Raw genomic sequence first — 16,295 nt, forward strand, 5'->3', positions numbered from 1 at the left:
GTTCGGCACATGAATGATCTTCACGCTTACGGGTGGCCCGCGTCAGCCGGTCGAGCGGGCCCGGAAACCCACGGTCAGGGCCGCGAAGCGGCTGCGCGGAGACAGAAAAAGGCCGCCCCGGGCGAACCCGAGGCGGCCTTCGAGAACCGGCGAGCGTCACGCGTTCGGCGGCTCGTACACCTTCGTCAGCTTCCCGGCCGCCGTGCGGTCCAGGAGCCACAGCGTCCGCCGGTAGCCGCGGGCACCCGACACGGGCACCTGCACCTCCGGCGCACCCGCGAGAGCCAGCGACACGGCCTCGGCCTTCGCTTCACCCGCGGTCATCAGCCACACCTCACGCGCGCGGCGGATTGCCGTGAGCGTGAGTGAGACGCGGGTCGACGGCGGCTTGGGGCAGTCGCGCACCGCCACCACCGAAAGCCGCGTCTCGTGCACGGCGGGCGAGTCCGGGAACACCGAAGCGGTGTGCCCCTCCCCGCCGAGGCCGAGCAGGCAGATGTCGAACGCGGGCACGCCGCCCTCGTCCGGGCCCGCCTGCGAGGCCAGCACCTCCGCGTACGCCGCGGCCGCGGCGTCCGCGTCGTCACCGAACTCGCCGTCCGACGGCGCCATCACGTGCACGCGCTTCGGGTCGAGCGGTACGTGGTCCAGCAGGGCCGCGCGCGCGCCCTTCTCGTTGCGTTCGTCGGAGTCGGCCGGGACGAACCGCTCGTCGCCCCAGTAGACGTCCAGGCGCGACCAGTCGATTGCGTCGCGCGCGCTGGAGGAGTTGAGCTCCTCCAGCACCGCGATGCCCGTGCCGCCGCCGGTGAGCACGACCGAAGCCGAGCCCTTGGCCGCCTGCACGTCGACGATCCGGGTGACCAGCCGCGCCGCCGCGGCGGCCGCCAGGAGGCCGGCGTTCTCGTAGACGACGACCTCCGTGCGGCTCACGAACCGCTCTTTTCCGCCTTGGCCTTGCCGGCCTTCTTCGCCGGAGCCTTGGCCGCCGCGGCCTTCGGCTTCGCGGCCGCAGAAGCGGAAGCAGCCTTCGCCGTGGTCGTCGGCGCGGAGATCTTGGGCAGCCCGTGCAGCGCCGCCTCGAAGACCTCGTCCGGGTCGAGCCGGCGCAGCTCCTCCACCAGGCACTCCGGGTTGCTCCGCCGCTGCAGCGCGATGCGCCGCGTCGGCTGGCCCGGCTGCGTCAGCGTGCCGACACGGCCGTCGGGCCGGGTCAGCTCCACCGCACCCGAACGCCGTTCGAGCTCGACGGAGATGATGCCCTGCGCGCTGGAGCTCTTGATCCGCTTCACCGGCACCTTGAGGTACTCGGCGAGCCAGCCCGCCAGCAGCTCCGTGGACGGCGAGTCGGCCTCACCGGTCACGGTCGCGGCCGTGATCTCCTCGTACGGCGGCAGGTCCAGCGCCGACACGAGCTGCGCACGCCAGTGCGTCAGCCGCGTCCACGCCAGGTCCGTGTCGCCCTCCACGTAGGCCTTCGCCCGGGTGGTCAGAGCTCTTATGGGGCTCTTCTCCGCGGCCGAGTCAGTGATGCGCCGCTGCGCGATCTGGCCCAGCGGGTCCTCCGCCGGGGCCTTCGGGCCCGCGCCCGGCCACCACGTGACGATCGGCGCGTCGGGCAGCAGCAGCGGCACGACCGCGCTCTGGCCCTGCGCGGCCAGCGGCCCGTAGAGGCGCAGCACGATGACCTCGCTCGCGCCGGCGTCGCCGCCCACGCGGATCTGGCCGTCGATGCGCGGAGCCGCCGTGCGGGCGCCCTTCGCGACCACGATCACGCGCGACGGGTGCTCCCGGCTGGCGTGGTTCGCGGCCTCGATGGCCTCCTCGAGCTTGGCGTCGTCGTCCGCCACGATGACCAGGGTCAGCACCCGGCCCAGCGCGACCTGACCGCCCTGGTCGCGGATCTCCACCAGCTTCTTGTTCAGCTGCGAAGTCGTGGTGGATGGCAGGTCGATGATCACGGACGCCTCCAGTTCCGGCCCGTACGCTCCAACATCTCATCGGCGCTCTGCGGACCCCACGTGCCCGGCGCGTACTGCTCCGGCGCGCCTTCCTTGGCCCAGTGCTCCAAGATCGGGTCGAGGATCTCCCAGGAGAGCTCGACCTCCTCGTTCACCGGGAACAGCGACGGCTCGCCCAGCAGCACGTCGAGGATCAGCCGCTCGTACGCCTCGGGGGAGGACTCGGTGAAGGCGTGGCCGTAACCGAAGTCCATGGTGACGTCGCGGACCTCCATCGTGGTCCCCGGCACCTTCGAGCCGAACCGCAGCGTGATGCCCTCGTCCGGCTGCACGCGGATGACCAGCGCGTTCTGGCCCAGCTCCTCGGTGGAGGTGGAGTCGAACGGCAGGTGCGGCGCGCGCTTGAACACCACGGCGATCTCCGTGACGCGCCGGCCCAGCCGCTTGCCGGTGCGCAGGTAGAACGGCACACCCGCCCAGCGGCGGTTCTGCACCTCCAGCGTCACCGCGGCGTAGGTCTCGGTCTTGGAGTCCTTCGCGAAGCCCGCTTCCTGCAGCAGGCCCGGCACCTTCATGCCGCCCTGCCAGCCGCCGGCGTACTGCCCCCGCGCGGTGGTCTCGTTGAAGGGCCGCAGCGGGTAGGTCGCCGCCAGCACCTTCGCCTTCTCCGAGCGCAGCGCCTTCGGCTCGAACGACAGCGGCTCGTCCATCGCGGTCAGCGCGAGCAGCTGCAACAGGTGGTTCTGGATGACGTCGCGCGCGGCGCCGATGCCGTCGTAGTACCCCGCGCGGCCGCCGAGGCCGATGTCCTCGGCCATGGTGATCTGCACGTGGTCGATGTAGTTCGCGTTCCAGATCGGCTCGAACATCTGGTTGGCGAAGCGCAGCGCCAGCAGGTTCTGCACCGTCTCCTTGCCGAGGTAGTGGTCGATGCGGAACACCGACTCCTCGGGGAAGACGTCGTTCACGATCCCGTTGAGCTCCTTGGCGCTCTTGAGGTCGTGGCCGAACGGCTTCTCGATGACCACACGGCGCCAGGTCGTGGCGTCGGTGTCGGCCAGGCCCGAGCGGGCCAGCTGCTTGGTCACCACCGGGAACGCCCCCGGCGGGATCGAGAGGTAGAACGCCGTGTTGCCGCCGGTGCCGCGTTCGGCGTCCAGGTCCTTCACGGTCTGGGCGAGGCGGTCGAAGGCGTCGTCGTCGTCGAACGTGCCCTGCACGAAGCGGATGCCCTCGGCGAGGCGGTTCCAGACCGACTCCTTGAACGGCGTCCGCGCGTGCTCGCGCACCGAGTCGTGCACCAGCTCGCCGAAGTCCTGGTGCTCCCAGTCGCGGCGCGCGAACCCGACCAGCGAGAAGCCGGCGGGCAGCAGGCCGCGGTGGGCCAGGTCGTAGATGGCGGGCATGAGCTTCTTGCGGGCCAGGTCGCCGGTGACCCCGAAGATCACCAGGCTCGACGGGCCCGCGATCCGCGGGAGGCGCTTGTCGCGCGGGTCCCGCAGCGGGTTCTGCCAGGTCGTCACTCGCCGGCCTCCTGTACGGCCCGCACGAGCTCGGCAAGCCCGGCGGCCCGGTCGGTCAGGTGCAGCCGCAGCACGGGGCGGCCGTGGTCGGCGAGGACCTGACCGTCGCCGAGAGCCTGCGCGTGCTGAAGCTGTCCCAGGGTGTAGGGGCGGTCCGGCACACCCAGGTCCTCGGCGACCGCGCCGGTGACCTGGAGGAAGCTGCCGTTCTGGTGGCCGCCCTTGTGGTACTGCCCGGTGGAGTGCAGGAACCGCGGACCCCAGCCGAACGTCGTCTGCACGCCGGTGCGCTTGGCGATCTCGCCGCGCAGCAGCGAGGTCGACGCGTCGTCGAGCCGGTCGAGGTAGGCCTGCACGGCGAAGTAGCCGCCGTCGGCGACCGAGCCGAAGAACGCGCGCAGCACGTCCACCAGCTTTCCTTCCGTGGCAACGCCTTCACTGCCGAAGACCTCGACGGCACCGTCCACAGTGGCCGGAGTCTCCTTGCCGGACAGTTTCTCCGGCTCGTCCAGCAACGCGCGCGCGGCCTTCTTCGCGGCCTCGACGTCGGGCTGGTCGAACGGGTTGATCCCGATCAGCCGGCCGGCGAGCGCGGTCGCGAACTCCCACAGCAGGAACTGCGCGCCGAGCGGGCCCGTCACCGAGACCTTCGCGGCGCCTTCCGCGGCGCCGACGGCGACCGGGGTCGCGTCGGACTTCGCGTCGGCGAAGCCGGGTGCCTGCGGACCTTCGACGGCCACGGGCAGCAGGCCCGTGCCCAGCTTGCCGGTCGACTCCGCGATCAGCTGCTCGGCCCAGTCCGGGAATCCTTTGACGCCGGAACCGGTGTCAGCGAGCACGACCTTCTCCGCGCCGCCCTCGTGGGCGGCGGCCCAGGCGGCCGCCAGCTTGATCGCCGGGTTGTCGGCCGAGTCGGAGCCCAGCACCTCGGCCACCGCGGCGGCCTGGTCCAGCAGACGCGCGATGTCCGCGCCCGCGAGACCGGCCGGCACGAGGCCGAACGCGGTCAGCGCCGAGTAGCGGCCGCCGACGTGCGGGTCGGCCAGGAAGGTCTTGCGGTAACCCTCCTTTTCGGACAGCTCCGAGAACGGCGAGCCCGGGTCGGTCACGACCACGATCCGCCGCGCCGCGTCGATCCCCGCGTCGGTGAAAGCCTTCGCGAAGATGCGCCGGTGGCTGTCGGTCTCCACGGTGCCGCCCGACTTCGACGACACCACGATCACCGTGCGCTCGAGGTCGCCCGCGAGCGCGTCGGCGACCTGGCCCGGGTCGGTCGTGTCGAGCACCGTCAGCGCGACACCCGCGGTGGCGGTGATGACCTCCGGCGCGAGCGACGAGCCGCCCATGCCGGCGAGCACCACGCGGTCCACTCCCTCGGACTGCAGCTCCGCACGCAGCGCCTCGATCTCACCGATCAGCGGCCGCGACGACTTGTGCAGCGACGTCCACGAGAGCCGGATCGACGCCTCGGACTCGGCATCCGGTCCCCACAGCGTCGCGTCCTGCGCGGCGAGCTTCGACGCGGCCTGGTCGGCGACGAGGCGCTCGACCAGCGGCGCCGCCTTGCCTGCCAGTTCGGCGTCGACGAGCTCGACGCCGGTTTCGTCCCCTGTCATGGTCTGGCTTCAGCCCTTCGCCTTGTTCAGCTGGCCGGTCACCGTCTCGAGCAGCTCCTGCCAGGACTTCTCGAACTTCTCGACGCCCTCGGTCTCGAGGACCACGAACACGTCCGGCACGTCGATGCCGGCCGCGCTCAGCTTGTCGAACACGCCCTGCGCCTCGGCGCCGCGGCCGGTCACCGTGTCGCCGGTGAGCTCGGCGTGGTCGGCCACCGCGTCCATGGTCTTCTCCGGCATCGTGTTCACGATGTCGTGGACCAGGAGCTGGTCGACGTAGCGGGTGTCGGAGTACGCCGGGTCCTTGACGCCGGTCGAGGCCCACAGCGGACGCTGCGCGTTGGCGCCCGCGGCGGCCAGCGCCTTCCAGCGGTCGCTCGCGAAGAGTTCCTCGAACTTGGCGTAGGCGAGGCGGGTGTTGGCGATGGCCGCCTCGCCGAGCAGCGCCTTGGCCTCGTCGGTGCCGATCTTGTTCAGGCGCTTGTCGACCTCGGTGTCCACACGGGACACGAAGAACGACGCGACCGAGTGGATGCCCTTGAGGTCGTGGCCGTTGGCCTTCGCCTGCTCCAGGCCCGCGAAGTAGGCGTCGATGACCTGCGCGTAGCGCTCGACGGAGAAGATCAGCGTCACGTTGATGCTGATGCCCTCGGCCAGCGCCGCGGTGATGGCGGGCAGGCCCTCGTCGGTGGCCGGGATCTTGACCATCAGGTTCGGCCGGTCCACGGCCTTCCACAGGTCCTTGGCCTCGGCGATCGTCTTGTCGGTGTCGCGCGCCAGGCGCGGGTCGACCTCGATCGAGACGCGGCCGTCGGTGCCGTTGGTGGCGTTGTAGACGTCGCGGAACAGGTCCGCGGCGTTGCGCACGTCGCTGGTCGTCAGCTCGCGGACGGTGCCGTTGAGGTCCGCGCCGCGCTCGGCCAGCTCCTTGACCTGCGCGTCGTAGGCTTCGCCCTTCGACAGCGCGTTGGCGAAGATCGTCGGGTTGGTCGTGACGCCCACGACGTGCTTGTCGCGGATCAGCGCGGCGAGGTTGCCCGAGTTGAGCCGCTCGCGGGAGAGGTCGTCCAGCCAGATGGAGACGCCCGCCTCCGAAAGCTGTGCGAGCCGATCGGTGGTGCTCATACCTTCTTCATCCCCTTCAAGGAAGAAATTCAGTTCTTGGTGTTGGCGATCGAGCGACGGGCGGCCTCGACGACCTTCTCCGGGGTGAACCCGAACTCACGGAACAGTGTGGCGGCGTCGGCCGAAGCACCGAAGTGCTCGATCGAAACGTTCACCCCCGCGTCACCGGTGAAGCGGTGCCACGACTGCGCGATTCCGGCTTCGACGGACACGCGCGCCTTGACGGCCGGCGGCAGCACCGCGTCGCGGTAGGACTGCTCCTGCGAGTCGAACCACTCGACGCACGGCATCGACACGACGCGGGTCGGCACGCCGTCGGCCTCGAGGGTCTTGCGGGCCGCGACGGCCAGCTGGACCTCGGAACCGGTGGCCATCAGCACGACCTCGGGGGTGCCGTTGGAGGCCTCTTCGAGCACGTAGCCGCCGCGCTTCACGCCTTCGGCGCTGGTGCCCTCGAGCACCGGCACGTTCTGGCGGGTGAGCGCGACACCCGACGGGTGGTGCACGTCTTCCAGCACGGCCTTCCACGCGTAAGCGGTCTCGTTGGCGTCCGCCGGGCGGACGACGTTGAGGCCCGGGATCGCGCGCAGCGCGGAGAGCTGCTCGATCGGCTGGTGCGTCGGGCCGTCCTCGCCGAGGCCGATGGAGTCGTGCGTCCACACGTACAGCGTGGGCAGGCCCATCAGCGCCGCGAGCCGGACCGGCGGGCGCATGTAGTCGGAGAAGATGAGGAACGTCGCGCCGTACGGGCGGGTGCCGCCGTGCAGGGCGATGCCGTTGAGGATCGAGCCCATCGCGTGCTCGCGGATGCCGAAGTGCAGCGTGCGGCCGTACGGGTTCGCATTCCACGCCGAGGTGGTGGCCTTCGCCGGGCCGAACGAGTCGGCGCCCTTCATCGTGGTGTTGTTGCTCTCCGCCAGGTCGGCGGAGCCGCCCCACAGCTCGGGCAGCGGGTCGCGCAACGCGTTGAGGACCTCACCGGAGGCCTTGCGGGTCGCGATGCCCTTGGGGTCCGGGTCCCAGTGCGGCAGGTTGTCGGCGAAGCCCTCGGGCAGCGCGCGGGTCGCGAGCCGGTCGGCCAGCGCCTTGCGCTCCGGGTTCGCCGCGGCCCACGCGTCGTAGCGCTCCTGCCACGCGGCGTGCTCCTGCTTGCCGCGGTCGAGGGCCTTGCGGGTGTGGGTGATGACCTCGTCGTCGACCTGGAAGGTCTGCTCGACGTCGAAGTCGAGGATCTCCTTGACCGACTTGATCTCGTCGGCGCCGAGCGCGGCGCCGTGCGCCTTGCCGGTGTTCATCTTCGTGGGCGCCGGGTAGCCGATGATCGTCCGCAGCGCGATGAACGACGGGCGCTCGGTCTCCGCCTTGGCGGCCTTGATGGCCTCCTCGATCGCGGTGACGTTCTCGCCGCCCTCGACGACCTGTACGTGCCAGCCGTAGGCCTCGTAGCGCTTCGCGGTGTCCTCGGACAGCGCGATGTTCGTGTCGTCCTCGATGGAGATCTTGTTGTCGTCCCAGAAGAGGATGAGGTTGCCCAGCTCCTGGCGGCCCGCGATCGACGAGGCCTCGGAGGTCACGCCCTCTTCGATGTCGCCGTCGGAGGCGATCGCGTAGATGTGGTGGTCGTAGATGCTCTCGCCGGGCGCGGCGTCGGGGTCGAGCAGGCCGCGCTCGCGACGGGCGGCCATCGCCATGCCCACCGCGTTGGCCAGGCCCTGACCCAGCGGGCCGGTCGTGGTCTCGACGCCCTTGGTGTGGCCGAACTCCGGGTGGCCCGGGGTCAGCGAGCCCCACGTGCGCAGCTGCTTGAGGTCCTCGAGCTCGAGGCCGTAGCCGGCGAGGTACAGCTGGATGTAGAGGGTGAGGCTGGAGTGGCCCGCCGAGAGCACGAAGCGGTCGCGGCCGCGCCAGTGCGGGTCGGTCGGGTCGTGGCGCATGGTCCGCTGGAACAACGTGTAGGCGAGCGGGGCGAGGCTCATCGCGGTGCCCGGGTGACCGCTGCCGACCTTCTCGACGGCGTCCGCGGCGAGGACCCGGACGGTGTCGACGGCGCGGGAGTCGGTCCCGGTCCAGTCGGCGGGCACGTCACGCCGGAGCAAAGGGTTGTTCTCGCTGGTAGAGGCGGTTTCGGACACTGAACTCGAACTCCCCGTCCTGAGGTTGTCGCTTGCTTTCCGTCGTGGTGTAGCCGGTGTGCACTGCCAGTAATCTCAATCGATCCCGAAGGGACGATATTCCTGCTGGGAGCACTGCGCCGGGGTACCACGCGGCCCGTCCGCGACAGCCTAGTGCTTGGGGTGTACTCCGGGCAGCCGCGACGGCCGCGCCCGGCCCAACCGGGCAGGTGATCCCGCCCATGCGGGCTGCCCGCCGTCCGCCGCTGGTCACGGACCGTGCAAAAGGGACGATCGAGGGGACCGAACGGACCCGCCGGACACCGCGACCGGTCCTTCCGGACACACCGTGCGCCGCCGTTGCCGTCGAGCGTGAACCCGGTGGCGTGACGCAGAAGACAGGCCGCGGCGTGTCGAGGACCCTCGATCACGCAGGCGGAATCGCCACGTCTAACATCGAACCCGGGCCTGGTCCGGGAGCTTCACCAGTTCCATCGCGGTCTTCCGGATCGTCGCCCGGCCCCGAACTGACCCAGGGAGTGAAATGTCGTTGGTGAACGCTGCGCACGGACGCAGTGAGAACACCAGCGCCGAACACCCGACCGGTGAACGACCGCGTGGTGCCCGGCGAAGTGTCCGCCAGGTTGTGGGTGCCTACGCCGCGCTCGCGAAACCGAGGGTGATCGAGCTTCTCCTCGTCACCACGATCCCGGCGATGTTCCTCGCGGGCCGCGAGATCCCTTCGCCGTGGCTCGTGCTCGCCACGCTCGTGGGCGGCACGATGGCCGCCGGCAGCGCCAACGCGCTCAACTGCGTGATCGACGCGGACATCGACAAGGTGATGAACCGCACCAAGAAGCGCCCGCTGGTGAAGGACTCGGTGCCGCGGCGCAACGCGCTGATCTTCGGGCTCGTGCTCGGCGTCGCTTCGTTCGTCGTCCTGTATTTCACCGTGAACCTGCTGTCGGCGATCCTCGCGATCGCGACCATCCTGTTCTACATCTTCGTCTACACCCTGGGCCTCAAGCGGCGCACGTCGCAGAACGTCGTGTGGGGCGGCGCCGCCGGCTGCATGCCGGTGGTCATCGGCTGGGCCGCCGTGTCCGGCACCGTGCAGTGGCCCGCGTTCGTCATGTTCGGCGTCATCTTCTTCTGGACGCCCCCGCACACGTGGGCCCTGGGCATGAAGTACCGCGACGACTACGAGCGCGCGGGCGTCCCGATGCTCCCGGTCGTGGCGACCCCGCAGCACGTGGCCAAGCAGATCGTCATCTACTCGTGGGTGATGGTCGCCTGGACCCTCCTGCTGCTGCCCGTCACCAGCTGGCTGTACGCCACCTTCGCGGTCCTCGCCGGCGCCTGGTTCCTCTTCTACGCCCACCGCCTCCAGGCCGCCGTGCGCCGCGGCGAGGAGACGAAGCCCATGTCGCTGTTCCACCGCTCGAACACGTACCTGATGATCGTGTTCGTCGCGTTGGCCGTGGACTCGGCGATCGGGTTGCCGACGCTCGGCTTGCCGTTCTGAGTCCGGCCGCTTTCCTGGCCGACGTAGTCGAGTCCGGCACCGTGCTCGGTGCCGACGACACGTGGCCACCCGAGCGGGTGGTCGCCTTGTTCGACGGTGACGAATCCGGCGTGAACCGGCCTCGTCGTCAGCTCTGGTACGACTTCGGTGTCGTCGAATTCTTCTGGAACCGCACCAAAACCGGTCGGTCGTGGTCCGGGACACATTTTTCAGTGCAGGCGCACCGCCTCGCCCACGACGTCGCCCCGGCGGCCGCGATCACGCGGCGGTACGGCCCGTTCGCCGGCGCGGTGACCTTCGCCGCGCTCTCCGCCGAACTCGACCGCCGCGCAGTGGCGCTAGTCGCGCGACCGGTCGTCCACGAGGACCTGCGCGAATACTGGCACCCCACGTCCTGCACGAGTGTCTTCGTGATCGAAGGCAGCTACTACGGCCGTCCCGGCGACGTCTATCGCGTGGCTTCTCCGGTGTTCACCACGCCCGAGTCGCGGGAGAGTGCTCGGTACCGGCGGCGGGCGAACGACTGAGGGGCCCCTCGGGAATGGCGTAGTCTGGTTGGCCGTTGTGTTCTTCCGGCTCTCCGCCGCCTTTCCCCGATGCGAAAGCAGGATTCACCTTGTCCGTGTCCCCGGACCGGGAAGCAGACCGCGCCCTCGAGGACGGTACGCCCGAGCACGCCGCCGAGCTGGCGCGTGAGCAGGCGTATGTCACGACGCTGTACGCGAAGCTCGACGTCGAGCGGGTCGAGGCCCAGCGGCGCCTCGACACCACGCTGCGGCAGACCGGCGGTACCCCGCAGGCACGCACCGAGCGGGACGTCGCCACCACGCTGTACTCCGACCGGCTCGCGCAGCTGGGGTCGGTGGAGCAGGGGCTGTGCTTCGGCCGCCTCGACTTCGTGCCCGAGAGCGCCGAAGAAACCACCTACATCGGCCGCCTCGGGTTGTTCGAGGAGGACGACGACTACCGGCCGCTGCTGGTGGACTGGCGGGCGCCCGTCGCGCGGCCGTTCTACCTCGCCACGGCCGCCTCGCCCGACGGTGTGCGCCGGCGGCGGCACCTGCGGTCGCTGAGCCGGAAGGTGACGGGGTTCGACGACGAGATCCTCGACCTCTGGGCCGCCGACCAGGGCCAGGACCTCGGGCTGGCGGGCGAGGCCGCGCTGCTGGCCGCCCTGGAACGCCGGCGCACGGGCGAGATGAGCGACATCGTCGCCACCATCCAGGCCGAGCAGGACCGGATCATCCGCGCGCCGCTCGGCGGGGTGATGGTGGTGCAGGGCGCGCCGGGCACGGGCAAGACCGCCGTCGCGCTGCACCGCGCCGCGTACCTGCTGTACACGCACCGCCAGCAGCTCACCACGCGCGGCGTGCTCGTGGTCGGGCCCAACAGCACGTTCCTGCGCTACATCGGCCAGGTCCTCCCGTCGCTGGGCGAGACCGGCGTGCTGCTGGCCACCATCGGGCAGCTCTACCCGGGCCTCGACGCGGAAGGCATCGAGCCGCCCGAGGCCGCGGAGGTCAAGGGGCGCCTGGTGATGACCGACGTGCTCGCCAGCGCCGTGCGCGACCGCCAGCGCGTGCCCGAGCCGGTGGTGGAGATCGAGCACGAGCGGGAGATCCTCAAGCTCGACCGCAAGACCTGCGTCGAGGCCCGCACCCGCGCGCGCCGCTCGCGCCGGCCGCACAACCTCGCGCGGCGCCTGTTCGTGTCCGACGTGCTCGACGCGCTCACCCGCCAGGCCGCCCGCAAGCTGGGGGAGGACCTGCTCGACGCGCAGGACGTGCAGGACATCCGCGCCGAGCTCGCCGCCAGCCCCGCCGTGGCCGCCGCCGTGAACGAGCTGTGGCCGAAACTGACGCCGGAAGGCCTGCTCGACGACCTGTTCGCCGAGCGCGAACACCTCGATCGCGTCGCCGGCAAGCTGCTGTCCGAGGCCGATCGCGCGCACCTGGAGAGCGGCCGCGACGCGAAGTGGACGCCCGCTGACGTGCCGCTGCTCGACGAGCTGTCCGAGCTGCTCGGCGAGGACGACAGCGAGGAGCGCGCCGAGCGCCGGCGCCGCGAGCGCGTCGAGCGCGCCTACGCCGAGGGCGTGCTGCACGTCCTGGAGCAGGACGAGGAGATCCAGGACGAGGAGATCCTGCGCGTGTCCGACGTGCTCGACGCCGAGCTGTTCGCCGAGCGCCAGCAGGAGCGCAGCGAGCTGACCGCGGCCCAGCGCGCCGCGCAGGACCGCACGTGGACGTTCGGGCACGTGATCGTGGACGAGGCCCAGGAACTGTCCGCCATGGACTGGCGCCTGCTCATGCGCCGCTCGCCCAACCGCTCGATGACGCTCGTGGGCGACGTCGCGCAGACCGGCGCGGCCGGGGGAGCGCGCACGTGGGACGGGGTCCTCTCGCCCTACGTCGCCGACCGCTGGCGCCTCGAGCAGCTCACCGTGAACTACCGCACGCCGGCCGAGATCATGGCCGTGGCCGCGCGCGTACTGGCGCATCTCGACGTGGACCTCGCGGCCCCGGCGTCGGTCCGTGAGACGGGCGTGGCGCCGTGGTCGAAGGCGACGAGCGACCTCGACGCCGATCTGGGCGGCCTCGTCGCGCAGGAGCTGTCCGCTGTGGACGGTGGCACCGTGGCCGTGCTCACACCGGCGGCCCGGCTCGCCGCCGTGGAAGCCGCGGTGCCCGCCGACGAACGCGTGAGCGTGCTCACGGTCGAGCGCGCCAAGGGCCTCGAGTTCGACGCCGTTCTGCTGGTCGCGCCGGACGAGATCGTCGCGGCGTCACCGCGTGGGCTCAACGACCTGTATGTGGCCCTCACGCGCGCGACCCAGCGGCTCGGCGTGGTCCAGACCGGTGAGGTCGTACCGGCGTTGGCCGAGCTTGGCTAGCATCCCGGGCATGCAGAGAATCGGCAAGATCGCCTCCGTGGGCGCTGCGGCCGTGGCCGTGGCGTTCAGCCTGACCGCGTGTGGCGACGACACCGCGGCCCAGCCGTCGGCCACCCCGTCGGCTCCGGCCGCCCCGTCGAGCTCGGCCGCGCAGGCGGCCCAGCCCAAGGGCCGTGAGTGCACCGCGGACGACATCAAGACCACCGGGACGTTCGGCCAGCCGCCGACGATCACCATCCCGGACGACTGCGATCCGCCGAAGAAGCTGATCACGAAGGACCTCGTCGCGGGCACCGGCAACGGCGCGAAGGCCGGCCAGGAACTGTCGATGAACTACACGCTGGTCACGTGGTCGGACAAGAAGAAGCTCGACAGCTCCTTCGACCGCGGCGAGCCCTTCGACCTGCCGCTCGGCGCGGGCAAGGTCATCCCGGGCTGGGACCAGGGCCTCGTCGGCATCAAGCAGGGCGGGCGCCGGCTGCTGATCATCCCGCCGGACCTCGGCTACGGCCAGGGCGGCAACGGCATCGCGCCCAACGAGACGCTCGTGTTCGTGACCGACGCCGTCACGGTCCCGGCCGACAAGAGCTGACTTGACCGACACCGTCCACACCGGCTGGGTCGTCGAGTGGCACGGCGAACAAGGCTGGGGCGTCCTCGACTGCCGGACGCTGGCCGACCAGGCCTGGGCGCACTACTCGAGCCTCGACGTCGAGAGCTCGGGCAACGGTCCGGGCGGCTTCCGGCGCCTGACGCCGGCGGCCGAAGTCGAGTTCACGGCCGAGCGCGCCGAGCAGGACGGCTACCACTGGCGCGCGGTGTGGGTGAAGGAGAAACCCCCGAAGGGGTCGAAATAGCAGCAGCGCCGGAAGCGCTGAACCGCCGGGCCGGGCGTCAACCCGGCCCGGCGGATCAGCGTCACGGGATGAGGATCAGCTTCCCGGTCGTCCGGCGGCCCTGCAGGTCTTCGTGGGCCTTGCGGGCGTCGGCCAGCGGGTAGCGCCCGCCGATGCGGATGTTCAGCGAACCGTCGGTCACCGCGGCGAACAGCTCGTCGGCGCGCCAGTCGAGCTCCTCGCGCGTGCGGACGTAGTGGACGGACGTGGGGCGGGTCAGGAACAGCGAGCCGCCCGAGTTGAGGCGCTGCGGGTCGATCGGCGGCACCGGGCCGCTGGCCGCGCCGAACAGCGCGAGCATGCCGCGGATCCTCAGGCTGGCCAGGCTGCCGTCGACGGTGTCCTTGCCGACGCCGTCGTAGACCACGTGCACGCCCTCGCCGTCGGTCAGCTCGCGCGTTACCTTGGCGAAGTCCTCCCGGTCGTAGCGGATCACGTGGTCGGCGCCGGCACCGCGGGCCAGCTCGGCCTTCTCCTCGGTGGACACCGTGCCGATCACGCGCGCGCCCCGCGCCTTCGCCAGCTGCACCAGTAGCAGGCCGACGCCGCCGGCCGCGGCGTGGACCAGCACGTCGTCGCCCGGCTTGACCTCGTACGTCGAGCGGACCAGGTAGTGGGCCGTGATGCCCTGCAGCATCGTGGCGGCAGCGATCTCGTCGGACACGCCGGCGGGCACCTTCACGGCGCCCGCAGCGGGCAGGAGCTTGCGCGCCGCGTAGCTGCCCAGCGAGCCCTGCCAGGCCACGCGGTCACCCGGGGCGAACGCCGTCACGCCCTCGCCGACCTCGGCCACGGTGCCCGCGCCCTCCAGTCCGAGCACGAACGGCAGGTCGATCGGGTAGATGCCCTGGCGCTGGTAGGTGTCGATGTAGTTGACACCGGCCGCGGCCACGTCCACCAGCAACTCACCGGCACCGGGCGAGCCGACCTCGACCTCGGCGACCTCCAGTACCTCGGGACCACCGGTCGTCCTGACCTGCACAGCGGACGGCATGTTTCCTCCTCGCGTCGGGTTCGGCTCTCACCAGGTGCCAACTATGGCCGACGCCACGCTTGTTCCGCGCCACCGGGTGAGACCGGTTAAGCTCGCCGACGTGGCTGAGGAGACCGAGCAGACGCCCCCCGCACCAACCGGCCGGCAGCTGGCCGCCGCCCGTGACTTCGTGGCGCGGCACGGGAAACCGTCGCGTGCGGTGGTCGAGAACATCGGCCGGATCGGCGCCCGCGTGGTGCTCGTGGGAGCCGACGGAGCCCTCGGTGACGTGATCGTGCCGGCCCTGGAGACGGGCACGGCGCTCGTCGAGGCGGTCGAAGATCTCGAACCCGCCGAATGGGACAGCGAGACTGTGAAGGCGACCAAGATCGGCGCGGCCCACCGCCGCAAGATGGCCGGTCCGCGAGCCGGCCGGTGAACCTCGAAGCGATCTTCGTCGCCTGCGCGCAGATGCCGGAAGGCGACGGCGACGACACCACCGCCGCGGCCGCCCTCGACGACCTGGGCTTCACCGTGCGCTGGGCCGTGTGGGACGACCCGGCCGCCGACTACACGAGCGCCGACCTCGTGGTGCTGCGCGCGACCTGGGACTACCCCGAGCGCCGCGCCGAGTTCCTCGACTGGTGCGAGACCGTGCCGACACTGGCCAACCCCGCCGCGGTCGTGCGCTGGAACACCGACAAGTCCTACCTCGCCGAGCTGATCGAGGCCGGCGTGCCCACGGTGCCGACCACGCTGGTCGAGCCGGGTGAGCAGGCGAAGTGGCCGAAGGTGCCGTTCGTGGTGAAGCCCTCGGTCGGCGCGGGCTCGCGCGGCGCCGCCCGCTTCGGCGCCGACGCCGCCGGTGCGGCCGAGCACCTGCGCGAGCTGCACGCCGACGGCCGCACCGCCGTCATCCAGCCGTACCAGTCCAGTGTGGACACCCAGGGCGAGATCGCGCTCGTGTACTTCGGCGGCGTTTACTCGCACGCCTTCACGAAGGGGGCGATGCTCGGCGCCGGCACCGACCCGTCCGGCCTGTTCCTCACGGAGACGCTCGCCCCGGCCGCCCCGGCGTCCGGCGTGCGTGCCGTCGCGGAAGACGCCCTGGACGCGGCGTGCTCCCTGATGGGCATCCTGCGCGCCGAACTGCTCTACGCCCGCGTGGACATCGTGCGCGGCGAAGAGGGGCACCCGCTGGTGCTGGAGCTCGAGCTGGCCGAACCGTCGCTGGGCTTCCGCAACGCCGACGCGGGGGCCCCGTTGAGGTTCGCGTCGGCGGTGCGGCAGCAGCTGGCCTAGCTATTTCAAGCCCGGCTACTTCAAGCCCGACGACGCCAGCCCGTCGATCACCCGGCGCTGCAGCAGGATGAACAGGATCAGGATCGGCGCCATCGCCAGCAGGCTGGCGGCCATCAGCACGGGGTAGTTCACCGTCACGTCGCCGGCCAGGGTGGCCAGCGCGGCCGACAGCGGCATCTGCGTGGCGCGCGTCGACACCACGAGCGGCCACAGCAGCTCGTTCCACGACCACAGCACGGCCGAGATCGCGAGCACGCTGATGCTCGGGCGCACCACCGGCAGCAGCACGCTCCAGAACGTCCGCAACGGCCCGCTGCCGTCGATGCGCACGGCCTTCCTCAACCTCCCAGCTCCGCTGGGAGGTTGAGGA

The 16,295-nt window shown here is 71.2% G+C and carries 15 protein-coding genes; 7 read left to right on the forward strand and 8 right to left on the reverse strand.

What is annotated here, in order from left to right; translation table 11 throughout:
• Positions 1-156: 156 nt before the first annotated feature.
• Genes pgl through tkt form a run of 6 tightly spaced genes read right to left on the reverse strand, consistent with a single transcriptional unit; the run spans position 157 to position 8,357 of the window.
• Positions 157-933, reverse strand: coding sequence for a 6-phosphogluconolactonase (pgl, locus tag ABZU76_RS49405; RefSeq protein WP_354884779.1), 777 nt, complete (start codon positions 931-933; stop codon positions 157-159).
• Positions 930-1,961: a glucose-6-phosphate dehydrogenase assembly protein OpcA gene (opcA, locus tag ABZU76_RS49410; protein WP_354884782.1), complete on the reverse strand. Its 1,032-nt coding sequence runs from the start codon at positions 1,959-1,961 to the stop codon at positions 930-932. The genes pgl and opcA overlap by 4 nt, the downstream gene beginning before the upstream one ends.
• Positions 1,958-3,484, reverse strand: a complete 1,527-nt coding sequence (zwf, locus tag ABZU76_RS49415; RefSeq protein ID WP_354884786.1) for a glucose-6-phosphate dehydrogenase — start codon at positions 3,482-3,484, stop codon at positions 1,958-1,960. Before zwf ends, opcA begins: the two co-directional genes overlap by 4 nt.
• Complete coding sequence (locus ABZU76_RS49420) at positions 3,481-5,100, reverse strand: glucose-6-phosphate isomerase (RefSeq protein ID WP_354884789.1); 1,620 nt, start codon at positions 5,098-5,100, stop codon at positions 3,481-3,483. Before ABZU76_RS49420 ends, zwf begins: the two co-directional genes overlap by 4 nt.
• Positions 5,101-5,109: 9 nt before the next feature.
• Complete coding sequence (gene tal, locus ABZU76_RS49425; RefSeq protein WP_354884792.1) at positions 5,110-6,225, reverse strand: transaldolase; 1,116 nt, start codon at positions 6,223-6,225, stop codon at positions 5,110-5,112.
• A 29-nt stretch (positions 6,226-6,254) separates the two neighbouring features.
• The gene (gene tkt, locus ABZU76_RS49430; protein ID WP_354884795.1) at positions 6,255-8,357 is read right to left on the reverse strand and encodes a transketolase; all 2,103 of its coding nucleotides are present in this window, start codon (positions 8,355-8,357) and stop codon (positions 6,255-6,257) included.
• Positions 8,358-8,880: 523 nt separating this feature from the next.
• Between tkt and ABZU76_RS49435 the strand changes: the two genes are divergently transcribed.
• The 5 genes from ABZU76_RS49435 to ABZU76_RS49455 all read left to right on the forward strand — a co-directional run bounded on the left by ABZU76_RS49435 (position 8,881) and on the right by ABZU76_RS49455 (position 13,611).
• Positions 8,881-9,861: a heme o synthase gene (locus ABZU76_RS49435; RefSeq protein WP_354884798.1), complete on the forward strand. Its 981-nt coding sequence runs from the start codon at positions 8,881-8,883 to the stop codon at positions 9,859-9,861.
• Between the two features lie 41 nt (positions 9,862-9,902).
• Entirely contained in the window at positions 9,903-10,388 is a 486-nt protein-coding gene (locus ABZU76_RS49440) for a hypothetical protein (protein WP_354884801.1), read from the forward strand.
• Between the two features lie 89 nt (positions 10,389-10,477).
• Positions 10,478-12,754 carry an ATP-binding domain-containing protein gene (locus ABZU76_RS49445; RefSeq protein WP_354884804.1) on the forward strand — a complete coding sequence of 759 codons (2,277 nt, stop codon included), beginning with the start codon at positions 10,478-10,480 and terminating at the stop codon, positions 12,752-12,754.
• A gap of 10 nt (positions 12,755-12,764) precedes the next feature.
• A complete protein-coding gene (locus ABZU76_RS49450) occupies positions 12,765-13,346 on the forward strand; it encodes an FKBP-type peptidyl-prolyl cis-trans isomerase (protein WP_354884807.1) in 582 nt (193 codons plus the stop codon).
• A gap of 1 nt (position 13,347) precedes the next feature.
• Positions 13,348-13,611 (forward strand): cold shock domain-containing protein, encoded by a 264-nt coding sequence (locus ABZU76_RS49455; RefSeq protein ID WP_354884810.1) that lies wholly within the window; start codon positions 13,348-13,350, stop codon positions 13,609-13,611.
• Between the two features lie 61 nt (positions 13,612-13,672).
• On the opposite strand, the gene ABZU76_RS49460 is transcribed toward ABZU76_RS49455, so the two are convergent.
• Positions 13,673-14,644 carry a quinone oxidoreductase gene (locus ABZU76_RS49460; protein ID WP_354884813.1) on the reverse strand — a complete coding sequence of 324 codons (972 nt, stop codon included), beginning with the start codon at positions 14,642-14,644 and terminating at the stop codon, positions 13,673-13,675.
• Positions 14,645-14,744: 100 nt separating this feature from the next.
• Here ABZU76_RS49460 and ABZU76_RS49465 point away from each other — a divergent pair, with 100 nt between their 5' ends.
• Both ABZU76_RS49465 and ABZU76_RS49470 read left to right on the forward strand, forming a co-directional pair.
• Positions 14,745-15,062 (forward strand): hypothetical protein, encoded by a 318-nt coding sequence (locus ABZU76_RS49465; protein WP_354884816.1) that lies wholly within the window; start codon positions 14,745-14,747, stop codon positions 15,060-15,062.
• Positions 15,059-15,925: a hypothetical protein gene (locus ABZU76_RS49470; protein WP_354884819.1), complete on the forward strand. Its 867-nt coding sequence runs from the start codon at positions 15,059-15,061 to the stop codon at positions 15,923-15,925. Before ABZU76_RS49465 ends, ABZU76_RS49470 begins: the two co-directional genes overlap by 4 nt.
• A gap of 15 nt (positions 15,926-15,940) precedes the next feature.
• Here the strand turns inward: ABZU76_RS49470 and ABZU76_RS49475 are convergent.
• A partial coding sequence (locus ABZU76_RS49475) for an ABC transporter permease subunit (protein WP_354884821.1) occupies positions 15,941-16,295 on the reverse strand: 355 nt, incomplete at its 5' end.

This window comes from Amycolatopsis sp. NPDC005232 (genome assembly GCF_040607795.1).
Taxonomy (GTDB): domain Bacteria; phylum Actinomycetota; class Actinomycetes; order Mycobacteriales; family Pseudonocardiaceae; genus Amycolatopsis.

Excerpts from the sequence above, each read along its gene's own strand:
- tal (WP_354884792.1), bottom strand. The coding sequence starts at position 6,225 with ATGAGCACCACCGATCGGCTCGCACAGCTTTCGGAGGCGGGCGTCTCC.
- ABZU76_RS49420 (WP_354884789.1), bottom strand. The coding sequence starts at position 5,100 with ATGACAGGGGACGAAACCGGCGTCGAGCTCGTCGACGCCGAACTGGCA.
- ABZU76_RS49460 (WP_354884813.1), bottom strand. The coding sequence starts at position 14,644 with ATGCCGTCCGCTGTGCAGGTCAGGACGACCGGTGGTCCCGAGGTACTG.
- ABZU76_RS49450 (WP_354884807.1), top strand. The coding sequence starts at position 12,765 with ATGCAGAGAATCGGCAAGATCGCCTCCGTGGGCGCTGCGGCCGTGGCC.
- ABZU76_RS49435 (WP_354884798.1), top strand. The coding sequence starts at position 8,881 with ATGTCGTTGGTGAACGCTGCGCACGGACGCAGTGAGAACACCAGCGCC.